The sequence below is a fragment of the Acinetobacter sp. ANC 3832 genome (assembly GCF_002135415.1).
GTDB lineage: Bacteria > Pseudomonadota > Gammaproteobacteria > Pseudomonadales > Moraxellaceae > Acinetobacter.
Window position 1 is genome coordinate 38912 of record NZ_NEGJ01000001.1, and the last position, 18434, is coordinate 57345.

Below are 18434 nucleotides of genomic sequence, written 5' to 3' on the forward strand. Positions count from 1 at the left end.
AAAAGTGTTCAAAATTTTACACCTTTCGAGCTTATTTATAAACCTTTGCTTCAAAATTATTCCGCTATTAAAAATAATGATCCGCACGACCAATGATTTAAAACTTAGCGCTCACAGCATTTTTTATATTTTTTACCACTTCCACATAGGCAAGGTTCATTACGCCCGACTTTAACCTCAGTTCTCACAAACGGCTGTTGTGGGATATTCAAAAATACTGGTGTTGGCAGCGCTGGTCGTTCTGTACGTAGCCCAAACTCATATTCAATATTTTCTATTGATCCCACATAGTTTTCATCAAATTTATCCTGTTCGTATAAATTTCGAATCAGGTCAATTCGCTCAACCGCCTTCATATCCATCCATGCCATCAGAATAGGTGTTTCATTTTTGAAAAGAGCGGTTGGTTTTACTGGCGTTTTTAAGAAGCGTTGATGTAATTCATCTAAAGCCAATAAAATCTCTGATCGGCGATCAGGATAACTCACAGCCAATTTACCAATACATTCGGTAATTAGAAATACAGATTCTAAACTGACTATTTTCATTGCATGAATTAAGGATGGAATAACACCTTCCCCCATTAATTCAAATGCATCGGTAAAACTTTCACTCCAGTTATCCTGTAAATCTTCTGCTCGATCAAACTGAGTAAAAAATGCAGAACAAGCATCTATATATTTCAAAGCACCTAAAGCATAAATGGCATAATGTAATGCAAAAAACTCTGATTCACTGCCATCCAAAAGTTTTTTGTTAGTTGCAATTTCGATTAACTCTGGCGCATCTTCAATTGTAATATCATATTTTTCAATGTTTTTTGCAAAATCCATTAACACTTCTGGCTTTTCGCTTGCACTTGGAAGATGGAGTAACTTTTCAAATAAGGCTGAATGTTGCATAGGAGAATAACGTCATCATAATTTTCTGTCTTCTATTTTACACGATCTGCATTACTCCCTAAATGTTTCCCAAGTTTCAAACCCTCTATTTTGATAAAAAATCAATTGCGGATTTTGCTTGTGATATTGATGCACCGAAATAGAAATAGAATCTTGCTGATAAAAAGGACTGAGCCAAATATCATCACCTTTTACAAAACGAAATTCCAAAGGAAAAAAAGTCGACACTTTATATTTCCGTAGTTCTTGCAAGACTTCCTGCAAACAATTCAATCCTTGATCAACAGGAATCTGATACTCCATTTCATTAAACTTGATATTGCGGGGTGTTGGAAATATCTTGCTTGACCAATCGATAAAAGTGCTGGGTTGAACAAAAACACCCAATAGCTTTTGTAAATGTGGATTGAGCGATGGAAAGGCTTTGGTCAACTCAGAACACAGGGTCAATAAACTGTCCTCAGAAGGCCATGATTCTTTGCGAGGACGTATTTCCTCTTCAGTTTCATCCAAAGTTTTCAGCATCAACTGATCACCATAAGAAAAAATAAAACATTCAATATGCCGATGCTGTGTTTTCCACTGATGAATGTGGCTCAACATGTCTTTTACAGAACATAATTCAACATGTTCTTTGAGTTTATAGCGAGGTTTATTCTGCATGGTGATTTTGGTCAAAATCCCCAAACTGCCTAAGGACACCCGCCCTGCTTCAAATATCTCAGCATTTTCTGTACGGCTACATTGTAATAATTCACCTGATGCAGTGAGCAATTCAAAACCTTCGACATAAGCCGAAATACATTGCAAATCTGCACCTGTACCATGTGTTCCAGTTGATACAGCACCAGCCAAGCTTTGCTGATCAATATCACCTTGTTGCATCAAAGCCTGATCCAAGGGTTGTAAATGCTGATCAAGATCATACAAACGAGTACCTGACCAAATCGTACTTTGGCAATGTTCAGCATCCACCTGCTCTACACCTGATAAATGATCTAAAGACAATAGCGTCATATCTGTACACACCAAAGGTGTAAATGAATGCCCTGCACCTACCACACGAATTTTGGGGTGACTACAAACAATATCCTGTAATGCTGTCAGGTTTTGTGGTTTTAAAATCTGCTGTGGGTTCGATTTCTGAAATCCTGACCAATTTACCCATGTGTTTTGAGTCAACTCATCCATCAAAACTCTCCTTTGCTGGCAGCTGTTTTTAAACTTCCATGATTGGTTCTTTTTGCCAGTTCGTGTATTGGAATAATGGGAGGACGAGTACTTTGATCATAATTTCGTTGTTCTTTGGGTAAGTTTAATTGCTGAGCCAATTGTTGATATTCAGTTTGAAAAGCTGCATGCGTCCATTGACCAAATAATGTATGCCCACCTTCATACGCCTGTTCCTGATACTCCTCGAATGTGGTGATATAGCCCATATAATCATTGCAATAAGAAGCAAGCCACACTAGATCCTTTGCGGATAATTGTGCTTTAACCGTTTGAATCAGTCGTTGACCTGCAACCGTAGTGATTTCTCCTGGGCAACAAATCAGTGTTATATTTCCAAGGCGTACAATCTGTAAAGGCATGATCTGTGGCACAAGTGGACTGTCCTGAATTGCCCCTGCCTTCACCTGACGATTCATTTCCGCAATTACAGGATCAAAAATCCCAGGTACGACATCAATTGATTGCCCCAGTAACTTTTTACCCCCTACTTCAATCACAATATTTTTCACGCCTTGTGAATCATAAAGTGCTTTGTATTTTGCATAATCTGCGGATGTGGAATTGCTCATTCTCTTTTTACGCACCATCTTTGACAACATTGCCATACTTGCCGTCACTAGTTTAGGTGTTCCATGACCATCCACTGGTGTACCTGCAAAAAAAGGCACACCGTGGCAAGGTTGGCTCGTTCGCATCCCTAAAAGCCCTTGAGTAAACTCAGGTGGAATTTCAACATCGGTTAGATCCACATAACTCAATACAGCACTAACTGCACCCTGAACGGGAAAAGACTTTTGAGTCAATGCGGTTAAAGCAATTTCACTTTGATAATGTCCATTTTTCTGAGCATATTGATACTCTTTTTCGCCTTTAATTTTGTTCCGAATTTCCTGCTGATGCTCGCCATGAAAATGTGGAGATACGTCTCCTGCCGTCGCTTGAGCAAAAATAGCGACTGGATTGTGACTTCCTTTCTGCAACAATGTCTGTTCAACAAACATTGCGGCATACCCCTTATTATCACCATCGTGGGCTTTTAAGGTATTTCCAAGGCAGGTTGCATGCACACCAAACAGTGAGATCAGCGATTGCAACTGATTTTGTCGATAAAACCCGATCAATTGCATTTCACGGTTCAGCGCCAAATGGGTTTCTTTGTCCGTGCGATGCTGAACATCAGAATTTCGATTATAGGCTTTGATGGAGCGATTCCATGCCACAGGAATATCATCATGAAAACAACCTGTGCTACTACGAATTTCAGTGTCTTGCTCAGATTCAATAGCATTCAGAATGCTGATCAGAATGGCTTGAATCACAGCATCCAAATGTTCAGGTACAAAACCTGGTGTCGGCATATTATATAAAGCTTCATGTCCGCAACCGCCTGGACCTGAATGGGTATGCGTTGCCATCAGTACAAATTGATTTTCCTGAAAAGATAAACCCAATTTTTTTGTTAATTGCGCTACTGCACCACTGCGTATTGCATGGGTAATACAACCAAAATCAATACAGCAAAAAATTAAACGCTGATTAGATTGATCACAAATACTGAAACTTCGAGCAAACAATGCTGTTCGCTTTTCTTCAGCTCGATGTGTCCACATACCATAACCAAACATGGCATAGCCTTGCGCTTGAATCTCTATTTCTTGCTTATCCCAACCCACCATATACATGTTGAAAAATCCTTTTACTGATCATCATGATCCAATTTTTATTTTTGGTACAACAAAGAAGCTGATTGAGAGTTAAACAGATTTATGCGATACAAAATAGGGGGAAATCACGATCAGATTGGGGGGTATTCCGGACATCATGATAAAACAACAAAAAGAATTTGCTGTTCAGCATTTTATTTCACCAGTATTATTATCCAGTCTGATTCATTATGCAGAGCAGAATCAAATTAATTTTAGACCGTGATTTAATGATTTAAATCTGAATATTCAGCAGATTCGCCAAGGTGATGGTTTTCTTCCGTTCCAAAGTATTTGCACAGTTATTCAACGTGCAGTCGATCAGCATCCACACATTCCTTTAGGATTATTGATTGGTCGCGATGAAAGCCTTATTTCTATGGGAATTTTAGGCTTTGCCATGCAAGCTTGCCAGAATGTTGGTGAAGCACTTGAACTTGGTTTAAAATATCACCCCATTTCAGGTAGTGCTTTGAACCTGACTGCCTCGCTTGTATCGAATCAACTCGAATTAAAAATTAGTGAACGTTTCCCCAATACAGCGTTATTGCCTTTTTTCTGTGAAGAAATTTTTTGTAATATTCTCACGTTTCTTAGTAATATGATTGGTGAACATGACGATTTACTCAATGTGCAATTTAGCTATGCAGAACCCCAACACTTTCAACTTTATCGAGCTTTTTTTGATTGCCCAATCCCCTTTAACACCTCAAAAAATAGTATTTTTTTTAATATAGAGATTCTAAAGCGACCACTGAAAAGCTATAGCCCTGCAAATTACACGACAGCCATTCGTATTTGTGAAAAAACGTTGGATGACTTTAATAATATTAACCATGTTGATTATAAACAACGCATCCAACATTTAATTGAAGAATATCTACCCGAGCTTTTTGATATGCAACAAGCTGCTGACACTTTTCAAATCAGTGAGCGGCAATTAAGACGCATCTTAGTGACTGAGGGAATAAATTTCCAAACATTAAGACAAAATATTTTAGAACAAAAAGCCAAAATATTTATTTCGCAGAAATTTTCAATGACTGATATTAGCCAGCAATTGGGTTTTAGTGAGTTAAGAGAATTTCGTCGTGCTTTTAAACGCTGGACGGGTCATACACCATCCTTTTATCGAGAAAAAATAGACGCGTAAGTTTAGTTTTTTCAGAACTAGCCATCATTTTATTAATTTAAAAATAAAAATATTCAATTAAATATGAACGAATTACAAAACCTAAGAGGTCAAGTAAAAATAAAATCAATATGCTTCAATTAAGGATGGAAAAAAGCACTCGACTAAAGAATAAATGCAATCTTTTGACGATGTGCCTATCTTTAACCAAGGAATACAACAATGACATACGGAGTTTAAAATGGTAAGTGCATACGATGAATTACCGCGGACACCTGCAAATTTTGTAGCTTTGTCTCCACTCAGATACCTTGAGCGAGCAGCTTATATTTATCCAAATCAGGACGCAATAATTCACGGTTCTCGTCGTATTTCTTGGCGTGATACATATAGCCGTTGCCGTCAATTTGCACACCAATTACAAAATCTAGGTATTAAAAAGAATGATACCGTTTCTGTGCTATTACCCAATATTCCAGCGATGGTCGAAGCACACTTCGCTGTTCCAATGGCGGGTGCAGTACTCAATACACTCAATACACGCTTAGATGCTAAGACCCTGGCATTTATGTTAGAGCATGCGGAATCTAAAGTCTTATTGGTTGATCCTGAATTCGCTGCAATTGCGCAAGAAGCTTTGGCGCTTGTTTCACAAGATATTTATGTGATTGATGTTGCAGATATTGAATATGAAAACCATGCCAATGCTGTGTGCATTGGGCAAATTGAATATGAGGATTGGTTACAAGATGGCGATGTTAATTTTGAATGGCAGTTGCCCAATGATGAATGGGATGCGATTAGTTTAAACTACACATCAGGGACTACAGGTAATCCCAAAGGTGTGGTTTATCATCATCGTGGTGCATATATTAATGCTGCCAGTAATATCATTGCTTGCGGTATGACGCCTCGCTGTACTTATCTTTGGACACTGCCATTGTTTCACTGTAATGGTTGGTGTTTTGCTTGGACAGTGGCTGCCAATGGCGGCACCAATGTTTGTCTACGTAAAATTGATCCTGCTCTTGTTTACAAACTTATTGATCAACATAAAGTGGACTATTTCTGTGGTGCACCTATTGTTCTTTCCATGCTGATTAATACACCGAAAGATCAACAAATTAAATTCAACCATCATGTTGAAGTGATGGTTGCAGGCGCCGCACCTCCAGCCGCGATTATTGAAGGCATGCATCATATTGGTGTTCAAGTGAATCATGTTTATGGTTTAACCGAAACCTATGGCCCTTCTGCTTTATGTGCATCTCAAGCAGGTTGGAGTGAATTATCCATTAGCGAACAAGCTCAATTACACTCACGTCAAGGCGTCCCTTATCCTTTACAAGATGGGATGCGTGTACTTGACTCTGAAACCATGCAGCCAGTACCAAATGATGGTACAACCATGGGTGAAATCATGTTCCGTGGCAATATTGTCATGAAGGGTTATCTTAAAAATACCAAAGCCACTGAAGAAGCCTTCAAAGGTGGATGGTTCCATACGGGTGATTTAGCTGTTTGCCAACCTGATGGTTATGCCAAAATTATGGATCGCTCTAAGGATATTATTATTTCAGGTGGTGAAAATATTTCATCCTTAGAAGTTGAAGAAGTCCTATATACCCATCCTGCGATTATGACTGCCGCTGTTGTTGCCAAACCTGATCCGCGTTGGCAAGAAGTGCCTTGTGCATTTATCGAACTCAAGCAAGGAGCAACGACTACGCCTGAAGAAGTGATTGAGTTTTGCAAACAACACCTTGCACGCTTTAAAGTTCCAAAAGAGGTTGTGATTACGGAAATTCCAAAGACATCAACAGGTAAATTACAAAAATTTATCTTACGTGAATGGGCAAAAGAACGCTCTACTGGCGAATTTAATTAAGTATTCTATTCATTAATAGAATAAATATATGAAAGCCAGTTATGTTATGAGCTGGCTTTTTTATTGAGAAGTATTTTTGAAAAGTCATTTTTATAAAAAGTTCCTATAATCTAAAACAAAACAATCAATCTGATCAATAACCTTGTAACCCTAAAAATCATATAAAAATTTGAATAAAAAAAAAGCGACTCAATTGAGTCGCTCTTCTTTCACTAAATGCAACTCAAATTATTGAGCTACAACAGTACGGTTACCAGAAATCGTAGCGAATACGCGACGGTTCATAGCACGACCTTCTTTAGTTTTGTTGTCAGCAATCGGTTGATCCCAAGCGAAACCTTGAGTAGACAAACGAGATGCATCGATGTTGTATTCACCAACAAGTGCAGATTTAACAGAGTTAGCACGAGCTAAAGATAAACGTTCGTTTAACTTACGTGGACCAGTGTTATCTGTGTGACCTTCAATACGAGCAGTCGCATTCGGGAACTCATTTAGCTTTTCAGCAACTTTAGCAATTTCTGGCTTGTATTGATCTTTGATGTTTGATTTGTTTGTATCAAAGAACACACGAAGTTCCATGTTCAACTGTTCATCCAATTGTTTTGGAGGTTCAGGAACAATTACAGGAGCAACTGGTTCAACTGGAGTAACAACCACTACAGGAGCAGCTGGCTTCAAGTGACCACCAAGAACTACGTTAAGACCAGCAAGCGCTGTATAGTTCCAGAATTGCTCATCAAAGTTATAAGTACCACGAGCTTCTGTACGAAGAGACAAAGCATCGTTTAAACGCCAAAAAATACCAGCGCCTGCATTACCTAAAGTACCTTGTTCATCAGAACGGTTAGGAACATTATCGATGTCATATTTATAATGACCAGCACCTAACAATACATAAGGTTTGATTTTGCTGTCATAGTTTTTAGTGATCAAATCAGAAGTAGCATAGAAGTTACCATTGATTTGAGTTTGTTTGTATTCTGAACCAGCAACGCCAGTACCGTTTACATCACCTTTAACTTGGTTGTATTCAGCTTCAAAACCTAACCATGGAGTAAGTTCTACACCAAGTGCAGCACCAACGAATAAATCGTCTTGCAATTCAGGGCTGTTAGTTAAGCTGCCATCATGACCGCCATTATTGTGTTGAGAATCTTGGAAAGTATAACCAAGCATTAAAGGTGTTACAGTTACACCAGCGTTAGCAGCAGCGAATGGCGCGGCAACAAGCATAGCAAGTGCGATACGACTCAATTTCATGGATATCCTCCAGAGATAACAATTGTTGTTCAAGCTCAGCCTAAAATTTCGTGGCTTCCTGAGATAAGCTTTCTATATACCCCAGTATTATTTTTAAGCTACTCACGTTGAATCATACAAACACTTAGACATTTTTCCAAGTGCTTGATAAGTTTAATCAAGTAAATTATTGACAAAATTACTTACAATTTCCGTTGTAATTCGGTAAATTTTCACTCAACTTTCGATCGTGAATACCTTATCTTCTCACTTCTCTTATTTTAACAGTAAACGAATGCGATAGTAATAAATATTTCACCATCAAATAGTTTGCTTTTTAAACCTAAGAAAATTAATAATTTTTTAAATAAAAACAATACTTAAAAGAAGATTAAAACATGTATCCGAATTGTAAAGCAAATGGTTTTACGCTATTTGAACTTATTGTATCTATTTCTATACTCAGCATTATTGCAATGTTAGCAATCCCCCACTATCACGAATTAATGGAACGACAAGAGGTATCTAACTTAAAACCTTTACTCCACCAGCATATCAGTGTCGCAAAAAATCATGCCAAAACATTACATTCTAATATTGTCCTGTGTTCTTCAGTTGACTTAAAACAATGTGAAAATGATCAATGGAATTTTGGAATCATTATCTTTAATGACTTAAACAAAAATAAAAAAGTCGATGAGAATGAACTCATTGTTGCTCAAACAGCAACCCAAATGAAATATGGACAACTCAGATGGAAAGGGAGTGCTTCCAGCCCTAAAGTCATCACTTTTCAGGGAGATAGTGGCTTACCCAGAGGTGCACCAGGAAGCTTCTTTTATTGTGGTAGCAAAAATCCGCAAAATCATAAGCGGTTTTACATCGGCCCTATGGGGCATGTCCGTGTAGAACCAACCACAGAGTGTTAAAATTTCAGGACTCATGCGTCTAAGCTTGTCGCATTTTCACACTTTATTCTTATTGTATTTTCAATATACTGATTAGGTTTCGGATAAAACCCTAGAAAAGATAAGTTTTGGAGATTAGAACAATGACAGACATCGTAATCGTAAATGGCGCTCGTACTGCAATGGGTGGTTTTCAAGGTAGTCTAGCAAGTGTAACAGCACCTGAATTAGGCGCTGCATCTATAAAAGAAGCGATTGCTCGTTCTGGTCTACAACCGAGCGATGTTCAAGAAGTCATTATGGGATGTGTCCTCCCTGCGGGTTTAAAGCAAGGTCCAGCGCGTCAAGCAATGCGTCAAGCTGGTTTACCTGACTCTACGGGTGCAGTCACGATTAATAAACTATGTGGCTCTGGCATGAAAGCTGTCATGCAAGCTGCTGATATGATTAAAGCAGGCTCAGCAGAAGTTGTCGTTGCAGGTGGTATGGAATCCATGACCAATGCACCTTATATTCTTCCGAAAGCGCGTGGTGGCTATCGCATGGGACATGGTGAAATTAAAGATCATATGTTCTTAGATGGTTTAGAAGATGCTGAAACAGGCCGCTTAATGGGTTCTTTTGCGCAAGATATGGCAAATACCAAAGGCTATACACGTCAACAAATGGATGATTTCGCAATTCGTTCATTGAAACGCGCTCAAACTGCAATTACTGAAGGTTATTTTGCAGATGAAATTGTGCCTGTCACTATTTCAACCCGTAAAGGTGATGTTATTGTTGATAAAGATGAACAACCGTTTAATGCCAATATTGATAAAATTCCAACATTACGCCCTGCATTTGCTAAAGATGGCACTATTACCGCTGCCAATGCCAGCTCAATTTCAGATGGTGCTTCTGCACTCGTACTGACATCAAGTGATGAAGCGACTAAGCGTGGATTAAACCCTTTAGCAAAAATTGTCGCTTATGCATCAAACTCACAACATCCTTCAGAATTCACCATTGCTCCTGTAGGTGCGATCCAAAAAGTTTTAAATAAAACAGGTTGGAAGGTTGAAGATGTAGACCTTTGGGAAATTAATGAAGCTTTCGCAATGGTCACAATGTGCCCGATTGATGAATTCAAATTAGATGCTGAAAAAGTCAACATTAATGGTGGTGCATGTGCGCTTGGTCATCCAGTCGGTTCTACAGGCTCACGTATCATTTTAACTTTGATTCATGCTTTGAAACGCACAGGTGGTAAAAAAGGGATTGCTGCACTTTGTATTGGTGGCGGTGAAGCAACAGCTGTAGCAATTGAAATCCTTTAAATAAAAACTCCATTTCAATAAATGAAAAAGCCTTCTAAATAGAAGGCTTTTTTAATGTTTACACTTTTTCATCTGTTTTAAAGCTGAAAACTGTTAAATTAATCTTTTAAAACAAAAATGGATTATCACAATGCAACTCAATCATTACCTTAATTTTCAAGGCGAAACAGAAGCCGCTTTTAATTTCTATAAATCAGTGTTTGGTGGCGAGTTTGCATTGATTAAACGCTATTCAGAACTTCCGGATGCTCAAGTTTCAGCTAAAGAAAAAGATTATATTTTACATGTATCACTGCCTATTAATGGCTTCACAGTTTTAATGGGCTCTGATACAACTGATCAATTTTGCGCACAAACCCAAACTCCGTTTAGCAAAGGCAATAATCATTATATTTCTATTAATTTAGAACCACATGAAGAAGCCGAAGCTCGTCGTCTTTTTAGCGCTTTGTCTGTCAATGCACAGATTGAAATGCCACTTGATAACACTTTTTGGGGGGCACTTTATGGTGCATTGACTGATCAGTTTGGGGTAAAATGGATGGTGAATTGCCAGTTAGAAGACATATAAAATTTATAAAAATTCTTGTATAGATTCCTTCTAGTTTTCCCTTTAAAGAGAAATACAAAGAGGTCGTAAATAATGATGCAGGATATTGATTTGAGGAGGTGATTCAAACCACGTCCTCTATACATCAATATTAGAAAACTGCGCGATAATGGTTAAGCCTACTACAATAAATCCAATGCCAATCCATCCTGCTAAATCAATATGTTGCCCTAAAAATGTTTTGGCTAATAAAGCTGTTGCAATCACACCTACCCCTGACCAGAGTACATATAAAATTCCTGCTTGCATAAATTTAAGTGCATAAGCAGCACAAGCGAAAGAAATGATATACAAAACCAACGCAATGCCTTGATCAAGCTTATTGACCAAACCATTGCCTTTGGCTGAATAGAAAGTAGAAAGCACATCTGTTGCGATTGCGATCAGCAACCAAAATACACCTACATTCACTTTAGAGAGTAGAAAAGACATTTTCATTCTAATTAAAATAATAACGTCGCAATTTTATAATGAGTTGATTCCAATCTGGTAGCAATAAAAAAAGGTGAATATTGATATCCACCTTTTACATCAACGGGTGCATTTACAAATTAATGATGATCAAGTCTAAACGATGTCATTGTGAGTGATCCACCAACAGCTTTAGCATTAAAAATGCTGAGATCGTCTTGCTCTTCCTGCAAAGCCAGTGCATAAAGCATTGGATAATAATGATCAGGTGTTGGAATCGACAATAAGAATTCTTTGCCCTGCTTATCCCAATCAATTAAAGCCTGATGGTTTCTATCCAACAAGAAATTCTTCATTTTTGCATCTGCTTCCAAAGCCCAATCAAAGCCATACTCAGAGCCCATTTTATCAAAAGCAACTCGCCCTAAATTATGTACCATATTGCCACTTGCGACGATCAGCACCCCTTTACGGCGTAATGCGGATAATTGTTTTGCAAGCTCATAGTGGTATTGCGCACCTTGGCTATAATCAATACTCAGTTGCACCACAGGAATATTGGCTTGTGGAAAAACATGGCATAGTACACTCCATGTACCGTGATCTAATCCCCAGCCATGATCATGTTGAACGTGTACACTCTGAATCACTTCAGTTGTTGCATCGACCAATGCTTGATTTCCCGATGCAGGATATTGCATATCAAACAGCGCTTGTGGAAAACCACCAAAGTCATGAATCGTTTTGGGCATTTGCATCGCAGTCACTGCCGTTGAACCTTGCGTCAACCAATGTGCTGAAATACATAAAATCGCTGTGGGTTGTATTTCCATGGTTGAGCCAATACGATTCCATTCACGAGTAAACTCATTGGTCTGAATCGCATTCATCGGAGAGCCGTGTCCCAAGAATAAAACAGGCATAGGTGCTGTATGTGGCAAAGTTGCATTCCAGCCTTTCAGTAAAGATAAATCTCCTGTTACTTGATGATCCTGTATAACATTCTGCATGACATGCTCTCCGTATATTTATATCTATTATGCGAGGATGAATCGATAAGTGATAGCGTATTTTATTGACCACAACATTGCAAAAATAGAACGATCTTACAAAATGAACGTCCATAAAAAAAGTCGAACAATTGTTCGACTTTTAAATTCAAATGAATCGCTTAGAAAATCAAGCACCCGTTTGATAATGTGCGTGAGCCACAGCTGTTGAAGCCTGATACGGATGTTTAAAATCATTTAAACCCGCAGCAGCTTCATGAATGTCTTTACCTTCTTTAATCACAAAACTATCAAAGCCTGAACGCTTGAGATAATTCAGCACATCTTTAAAGATATCACCGACTGCACGAAGTTCACCTTGATAGCCTTGGCGACGTAATAAAGCTGCAAAGGAATAACCACGCCCATCATTAAAGCCTGCAAATTCGATAAAAATCGTATCAAGCTGATCCAAGGGGAACTGATTGACTTCAGGAGAAGCATCCACGGTAATGAATAAGGCTTTTTTACCCGAAACATTTGCCAGTTGATCAAGCTGTTCAACACTCAGAACAACATCACCTTGTGGTAAAACACCATCTTCAGTAATCACTTGATAGCTATTGTCTGCAATCGTGCCATCTTTAGAGAGCACTTGAAGTGCGGTATTAAGCATATGCACGCTCCTTGAATGGTTGAATGCCAACACGACGATAGGTTTCTACAAACTCTTCACCTTCAGCACGAAGATCTAAATAAGTATTTAGAATTTCTTCAACCACATCAGGTACACGATCAGCAGCGAATGATGGTCCTAAGATGTCACCAATCGATGCATCATGATCCGCATTACCACCCAAAGTAATTTGATAGAATTCAGCGCCTTTTTTATCAACACCTAAAATACCAATATTACCGACATGGTGATGGCCGCAGGCATTCATACAACCCGAGATGTTTAAATCCAATTTACCTAAGTTGTAAATGGTATCTAAATCATCAAAACGGCGTGAAATTGCTTCTGAAATTGGAATTGACTTTGCATTTGCCAATGAACAGAAATCCCCACCTGGGCAGCAAATAATATCGGTAATGAAACCAATATGTGCACGTGCCAAGTTGTTCGCTTCAAGTACTTGCCATACTGCAAATAAATATTTTTGTGGAACATCCACCAAAGAAATATTTTGTTCGTGCGTAGTACGCAACTCACCGAATGTATATTGATCAGCCAAGTCAGCGATCACATTCATTTCTTCAGTGGTCATATCACCTGGTGCAACACCCGTGCGTTTCAGTGAAATCGTGACAATACGATAGCCTGATACTTTATGTGCATTGGTATTGATGTTGAACCACTGTTTGAATTTTGGATGTGCAGCAAATAACTCAGCAAAATCTTCATCTGCATAATTTTGATAATTAAACGGTGTAAATTCTTCGTCTAATTTTTTCAAAATTTCAGGCTGAATTTTCAAGGTTTGAATCGTATGTGCAAATTCAGCTTCAACTTTTTCAGCAAAAACTGCTGGTGTTAATGCTTTTACAAGAATCTTAATACGCGCTTTATATTTATTGTCACGACGACCATGCAAGTTATATACACGCAGAACCGCTTCTAGATAAGCAATTAAATCTTCACGTGGTAAGAAATCACGAATAAAACTACCAATCACAGGCGTACGACCTAAACCGCCACCGACTTTGATTTTATAGCCAATTTCGCCTGCTTCATTTTTCACAATATAAACACCAATATCATGAAATGACACTGCTGCACGATCAATCTCAGTTAAAGCAGAAACGGCAATTTTGAACTTACGTGGTAAAAAGGCAAATTCAGGATGGAACGTTGACCATTGACGAATCAATTCACACGTCGGACGAGGATCTGCAATTTCACCTGCAACAACACCTGCATATTGATCGGTTGTAGTATTACGAATACAGTTACCCGATGTTTGAATCGCATGCATTTGTACAGTCGCCAACTCGGCTAACATATCAGGAACATTTTCTAACGCAGGCCAGTTAAACTGAATATTTTGACGGGTTGATACATGCGCATATCCACGGTCATATTCTTTTGCCAAATCTGCAACTTTACGCAGTTGATTTGAATTCATTAAACCGTAAGGCACAGCAATACGTAACATCGGCGCATAGCGTTGTACGTATAAACCATTTTGTAGACGAAGCGGACGATATTCATCTTCTGTCAATTTACCCGCTAAATAACGTTCCGTTTGATCACGGAATTGTGCAACACGTTCATTGATCAGTTGCTGATCAAAATCAGTATATAAATACATGGCGTACAGCTAGTAGTTTCATTATAACGACCAACAGCATATCGGGATTTAATCTATCAACGAAATGCTTTTTTTACATATTTCATAGCGGTTTTATTGATAAGCGATATGTAGATTAATGTTTTCCTAGTGTTTCTGAGTCATTCCTTACTTTTTATGCACTTTGAATTTATTTTCAGTTACTTATCTGTTTTTGTGATAATTGATTTATATCGATAAATGTACTTTGTTCAAAAAATAATAGATTTTTCAGATAAATCAAAATCCATTAAAAAAGGGCATATTTTTATACGCCCTTTTAGTTGAAGTTAATCATTTAAAACCTGTGTAGCTTGCTTAATTTCTTTGGATCTCACTATTATTCATCTTCAATCTATGAATATTGACTCATTACATTTAAATCAATGACTGCTTAATCATTCAAGGTTACATCTTCCATTCACACTAACTTAAACCTTCAAAATAAATTATTGCTGATCGTCTTGCTGAGGTTGTTCATCTTCATCATGATTTTCAAGTTTATTCTCACCAATTTTTGCCGCTTCGAAACCTGCAAATGCACCCGCTGCTTTTTCTAAAAAACCTGCATCTGGATCGAGTTTATCTACACCTTGTTCTGCAATCACAGCGCCAGCAATTTTACCAAGCTCGTCAAGTAAGCCACTCATATCTATTACTCCAAAGAATTAACTTGAGCTTGCAGTCTAAACTGAGCGAATGTAAGTAGCGCGGTAATGTTGTTGTGCTTGAATAAAGTTAGACGATAGAAATATAGAGATTTATGCTGATTCTTTAACCTTAAGTTTAGTTTAATCTTTTAATATTGCAGATCAAATCGTGAGGTAGCTGTTTTCCCAAATATTTGTGATAAATTCACCTTCAATCAATTGCACATAACGCCCATGTACCTGATCAATAGCAATGCAATCATCAACATTTAAAACACAGTCTGTATGTTGCTTTTGCCAGTGCTGTGCAAAATACTGCTTTCCTTTTTCTTTTGCGACCATCGGATTTTGCGCAACGATGAGCACATAACGATGTAATTCACCAAATTCACGGACATTATAACCACCTAAATTAATGAGATACAGTTTCTGCTCAGATTGATTCGGCTGTGCATTGCTAAAATGAATTTGATAATTTTTATGCTCAAATTCCACACCATTGATTTGCGCCCAAGCATCTATATGTAAACCTGCTAATTCACCGAACCATGCATTTTTTAACTGTGGATGAATTTCCTCTAAAGAATCACCTACTGCCAAAACCACATCATGTACTTCTGTATTGGCACGCGCATGACGACCACCAAGCATGACAATAAATAGACTAGGCATTATTTAATCCTCCTTTAAAAATTCAGCATTAAAATACGAGCTAAGTCCATCAGCAACTGTTCGAGGCAAGCTAAAATATAATAAGTCATGTTTCTGCGAAACATAAATCACTTAATAGAATTTGGTGAGTTTTGCTGATGGAAAAAATTTTGGTTAATTTTTAAAAAGTGACAGATGAACTCCTACCATTTGATGAGCAATCAATAAACGTCTTTCATAACCCAATCATTTGTTATAAATAAAAAAATCGTGTTTAGCTTTTACCAAACACGATTTTTTTAAATTCATTTTCTTCACCTAACATCTAAGGGGGAAGAAGAAAATGAATTACATCTCAACCATTTCCACACCATCAATACGTGCAACAGTCATTAAATCTTTATCACCACGACCAGAAACAGTCGCAATAATAATTTGATCTTTCGACATCGTTGGCGCAAGTTTAGTGACATAGGCCATCGCATGTGAACTTTCAAGTGCAGGAATAATCCCTTCAATTTGAGTCAAATCACGGAAGCCTTGTAAAGCTTCTTGGTCATTAATCGGTACATATTCCACACGATGCATATCTTTTAAGAAACTGTGCTCAGGACCAACACCTGGATAATCCAGACCTGCTGAAATTGAATGCGTTTCAATAATCTGACCTTGTTCATCAGACATTAAATAGGTACGGTTACCATGTAATACACCGACATGACCTGCATTGAGTGGCGCAGAATGCTTACCTGTTTCAATACCATAACCAGCAGCTTCAACACCGTACATTTTCACATCTTGATCATTCAAAAATGGATAAAACAAGCCCATCGCATTTGAACCACCACCCACACATGCCACCAAGGCATCAGGTAAACGACCCGCTTGTTCTTGAATTTGTTTACGTGCTTCACGACCAATAATGGATTGGAAATCACGAACCAATTGTGGATATGGATGTGGACCTGCAACTGTACCAATCACATAATACGTTGAATCAACATTCGTCACCCAATCACGCATTGCTTCATTCATGGCATCTTTTAAGGTTTTAGAACCACTTTCCACAGGGACAACCGTTGCACCCAACAAACGCATTCGATAGACATTCATGGCTTGACGTTTAACATCTTCAGAACCCATGAAAACAACACATTCAAGACCTAAACGTGCTGCGATGGTTGCCGTTGCAACGCCATGCTGCCCTGCACCAGTTTCTGCAATAATTCGTTTTTTACCTGAAAGTTTTGCAAGTAAAGCCTGTCCAATGGTGTTATTTATTTTGTGCGAACCTGTATGATTAAGGTCTTCACGTTTCAAATAAATCTGCGCACCACCTAACTCTCTTGACCATCGTTCAGCATGATACAGTGGACTCGGACGACCGACATAGTAAGCAAGATCGCGATCGAACTCTGCTAAAAACTGTTCATCATCTTTCATACGGAAATAGAGCTTTTCTAAGTCTTCTAAAGCCGCCATCAGCGTTTCTGATACAAAACGTCCGCCATGAATACCGAAATGCCCACGTTCATCGGGAAATTGGGTATAGTCTACTGCGCTGTTCTGATTAACACTTTGCTGATCCACGTTGGACTCCTTGCATAAACTTTTCAATGAGTTGTTGGTCTTTTATACCTTTTGCGGACTCTACGCCTCCGCTGACATCTACTGCAAATGCTTGAGTTGTCTTTATTGCCTCTTCAATATTTTCAGGTTTTAAACCACCTGCTAAAATTAAAGGAATTTCAAGTTTAGGGAACTTTGACCAATCAAATTGGTGCCCTGTTCCCCCTTTTAATTCAGGATGCCATGCATCTAATAATACGGCACTTGCACCTGCTTTTTGATAATGCTTGATCGTTTCAATAATATCTTCAATATTCATATCAGGTTTAACCTGAATCGCTTTATACCAACGTCTTTTATTTTGTTGTGCAATCGTTTGGCATTGCTCAGGTGTTTCATCACCATGAAACTGTAAAATATCAAGCGGAATATGTTCTAAAACTTTTGAAATATCTTCACTCGTCGCATTCACAAATAAGCCCACAATGCTGACATAAGCAGGCACAGCTTGAGCTAATTCTTTTGCCAACTCAATACTAACATGTCGTGGGCTTGGCTCAAAAAACACAAATCCAATCGCATCAGCACCTGCATCTACAACAGCATGTACATCTTGAGAGCGTGTAATTCCACAAATTTTGGCACGAGTTCGCATATATATGGGTTCTAATCTATTGAGTGAATCGCCGATTTATCAATCTTTCAGCTCAAAACATTGTAATGCAATTTTTTATGTCGTGTAGCTACAAAATAAGTTAAAACTTCAAAACACTTATTTCTTTTAAATTTATAAAGGTTTTCAAGTACATTCTGCTGTCTTTCATTCAAGAGAAATAGACCTAATTTATAATGGCACTATTTAACGATCAGAAACAATTTCAATACATTGTTTATTTT

The 18434-nt window shown here is 38.1% G+C and carries 16 protein-coding genes and 1 pseudogene; 5 read left to right on the top strand and 12 right to left on the bottom strand.

Annotated features, from left to right (window positions below; translation table 11 throughout):
- Positions 1–104 precede the first annotated feature (104 nt).
- The 3 genes and pseudogenes from B9T35_RS18580 to B9T35_RS00205 all read right to left on the bottom strand — a co-directional run bounded on the left by B9T35_RS18580 (position 105) and on the right by B9T35_RS00205 (position 3817).
- Entirely contained in the window at positions 105–902 is a 798-nt protein-coding gene (locus B9T35_RS18580) for an SEC-C metal-binding domain-containing protein (protein WP_171264186.1), read from the bottom strand.
- Between the two features lie 96 nt (positions 903–998).
- Positions 999–2093: pseudogene (locus B9T35_RS00200) on the bottom strand (D-arabinono-1,4-lactone oxidase); the annotation flags it as partial.
- Positions 2093–3817: a neutral/alkaline non-lysosomal ceramidase N-terminal domain-containing protein gene (locus B9T35_RS00205; protein WP_086189131.1), complete on the bottom strand. Its 1725-nt coding sequence runs from the start codon at positions 3815–3817 to the stop codon at positions 2093–2095. The gene B9T35_RS00205 and the pseudogene B9T35_RS00200, both read right to left, overlap by 1 nt.
- 313 nt (positions 3818–4130) lie before the next feature.
- Here B9T35_RS00205 and B9T35_RS00210 point away from each other — a divergent pair, with 313 nt between their 5' ends.
- Together B9T35_RS00210 and B9T35_RS00215 are read left to right on the top strand one after the other, a co-directional pair.
- Positions 4131–4991, top strand: coding sequence for an AraC family transcriptional regulator (locus B9T35_RS00210; protein ID WP_228147064.1), 861 nt, complete (start codon positions 4131–4133; stop codon positions 4989–4991).
- A 220-nt stretch (positions 4992–5211) separates the two neighbouring features.
- Positions 5212–6858, top strand: a complete 1647-nt coding sequence (locus B9T35_RS00215; RefSeq protein ID WP_086189132.1) for an acyl-CoA synthetase — start codon at positions 5212–5214, stop codon at positions 6856–6858.
- A gap of 228 nt (positions 6859–7086) precedes the next feature.
- Here B9T35_RS00215 and omp38 read toward each other — a convergent pair whose 3' ends face one another.
- Positions 7087–8121 (bottom strand): outer membrane protein Omp38, encoded by a 1035-nt coding sequence (omp38, locus tag B9T35_RS00220; RefSeq protein WP_086189133.1) that lies wholly within the window; start codon positions 8119–8121, stop codon positions 7087–7089.
- Between the two features lie 377 nt (positions 8122–8498).
- On the opposite strand from omp38, the gene B9T35_RS00225 reads away from it, so the two are divergent.
- The 3 genes from B9T35_RS00225 (at position 8499) to B9T35_RS00235 (ending at position 10898) form a co-directional block, all read left to right on the top strand.
- Positions 8499–9029 (top strand): GspH/FimT family pseudopilin, encoded by a 531-nt coding sequence (locus B9T35_RS00225; RefSeq protein ID WP_086189134.1) that lies wholly within the window; start codon positions 8499–8501, stop codon positions 9027–9029.
- 122 nt (positions 9030–9151) lie between these two features.
- Positions 9152–10327, top strand: coding sequence for a thiolase family protein (locus B9T35_RS00230; protein WP_086189135.1), 1176 nt, complete (start codon positions 9152–9154; stop codon positions 10325–10327).
- A gap of 130 nt (positions 10328–10457) precedes the next feature.
- On the top strand, positions 10458–10898 hold the full coding sequence (locus B9T35_RS00235; protein ID WP_086189136.1) for a VOC family protein: 441 nt from the start codon (positions 10458–10460) through the stop codon (positions 10896–10898).
- Between the two features lie 117 nt (positions 10899–11015).
- Here the strand turns inward: B9T35_RS00235 and B9T35_RS00240 are convergent, their stop codons facing one another.
- The 8 genes from B9T35_RS00240 to B9T35_RS00275 form a co-directional block, all read right to left on the bottom strand.
- The gene (locus B9T35_RS00240) at positions 11016–11369 is read right to left on the bottom strand and encodes a DMT family transporter (RefSeq protein ID WP_086189137.1); all 354 of its coding nucleotides are present in this window, start codon (positions 11367–11369) and stop codon (positions 11016–11018) included.
- A gap of 119 nt (positions 11370–11488) precedes the next feature.
- Positions 11489–12358: a 4,5-DOPA dioxygenase extradiol gene (gene ygiD, locus B9T35_RS00245; protein ID WP_086189138.1), complete on the bottom strand. Its 870-nt coding sequence runs from the start codon at positions 12356–12358 to the stop codon at positions 11489–11491.
- A 169-nt stretch (positions 12359–12527) separates the two neighbouring features.
- Positions 12528–13013, bottom strand: coding sequence for a DUF934 domain-containing protein (locus B9T35_RS00250; RefSeq protein ID WP_086189139.1), 486 nt, complete (start codon positions 13011–13013; stop codon positions 12528–12530).
- Positions 13006–14649 carry a nitrite/sulfite reductase gene (locus B9T35_RS00255; RefSeq protein WP_086189140.1) on the bottom strand — a complete coding sequence of 548 codons (1644 nt, stop codon included), beginning with the start codon at positions 14647–14649 and terminating at the stop codon, positions 13006–13008. The genes B9T35_RS00250 and B9T35_RS00255 overlap by 8 nt, the downstream gene beginning before the upstream one ends.
- 467 nt (positions 14650–15116) lie before the next feature.
- Complete coding sequence (locus B9T35_RS00260) at positions 15117–15317, bottom strand: hypothetical protein (protein ID WP_086189141.1); 201 nt, start codon at positions 15315–15317, stop codon at positions 15117–15119.
- A gap of 162 nt (positions 15318–15479) precedes the next feature.
- Positions 15480–15989: a DUF1543 domain-containing protein gene (locus B9T35_RS00265; RefSeq protein ID WP_086189142.1), complete on the bottom strand. Its 510-nt coding sequence runs from the start codon at positions 15987–15989 to the stop codon at positions 15480–15482.
- A gap of 327 nt (positions 15990–16316) precedes the next feature.
- The gene (trpB, locus tag B9T35_RS00270) at positions 16317–17558 is read right to left on the bottom strand and encodes a tryptophan synthase subunit beta (RefSeq protein ID WP_086189143.1); all 1242 of its coding nucleotides are present in this window, start codon (positions 17556–17558) and stop codon (positions 16317–16319) included.
- The gene (locus B9T35_RS00275; protein ID WP_086189144.1) at positions 17539–18192 is read right to left on the bottom strand and encodes a phosphoribosylanthranilate isomerase; all 654 of its coding nucleotides are present in this window, start codon (positions 18190–18192) and stop codon (positions 17539–17541) included. The genes trpB and B9T35_RS00275 overlap by 20 nt, the downstream gene beginning before the upstream one ends.
- Positions 18193–18434: the final 242 nt, after the last annotated feature.

Coding starts and splice junctions, on each gene's coding strand:
- ygiD (WP_086189138.1), bottom strand. CDS start 12,358: ATGCAGAATGTTATACAGGATCATCAAGTAACAGGAGATTTATCTTTA.
- B9T35_RS00230 (WP_086189135.1), top strand. CDS start 9,152: ATGACAGACATCGTAATCGTAAATGGCGCTCGTACTGCAATGGGTGGT.
- B9T35_RS00240 (WP_086189137.1), bottom strand. CDS start 11,369: ATGTCTTTTCTACTCTCTAAAGTGAATGTAGGTGTATTTTGGTTGCTG.
- B9T35_RS00260 (WP_086189141.1), bottom strand. CDS start 15,317: ATGAGTGGCTTACTTGACGAGCTTGGTAAAATTGCTGGCGCTGTGATT.
- B9T35_RS00250 (WP_086189139.1), bottom strand. CDS start 13,013: ATGCTTAATACCGCACTTCAAGTGCTCTCTAAAGATGGCACGATTGCA.
- B9T35_RS00235 (WP_086189136.1), top strand. CDS start 10,458: ATGCAACTCAATCATTACCTTAATTTTCAAGGCGAAACAGAAGCCGCT.
- B9T35_RS00215 (WP_086189132.1), top strand. CDS start 5,212: ATGGTAAGTGCATACGATGAATTACCGCGGACACCTGCAAATTTTGTA.
- B9T35_RS00225 (WP_086189134.1), top strand. CDS start 8,499: ATGTATCCGAATTGTAAAGCAAATGGTTTTACGCTATTTGAACTTATT.
- B9T35_RS00275 (WP_086189144.1), bottom strand. CDS start 18,192: ATGCGAACTCGTGCCAAAATTTGTGGAATTACACGCTCTCAAGATGTA.
- B9T35_RS18580 (WP_171264186.1), bottom strand. CDS start 902: ATGCAACATTCAGCCTTATTTGAAAAGTTACTCCATCTTCCAAGTGCA.
- omp38 (WP_086189133.1), bottom strand. CDS start 8,121: ATGAAATTGAGTCGTATCGCACTTGCTATGCTTGTTGCCGCGCCATTC.
- B9T35_RS00265 (WP_086189142.1), bottom strand. CDS start 15,989: ATGCCTAGTCTATTTATTGTCATGCTTGGTGGTCGTCATGCGCGTGCC.
- B9T35_RS00255 (WP_086189140.1), bottom strand. CDS start 14,649: ATGTATTTATATACTGATTTTGATCAGCAACTGATCAATGAACGTGTT.
- B9T35_RS00205 (WP_086189131.1), bottom strand. CDS start 3,817: ATGTATATGGTGGGTTGGGATAAGCAAGAAATAGAGATTCAAGCGCAA.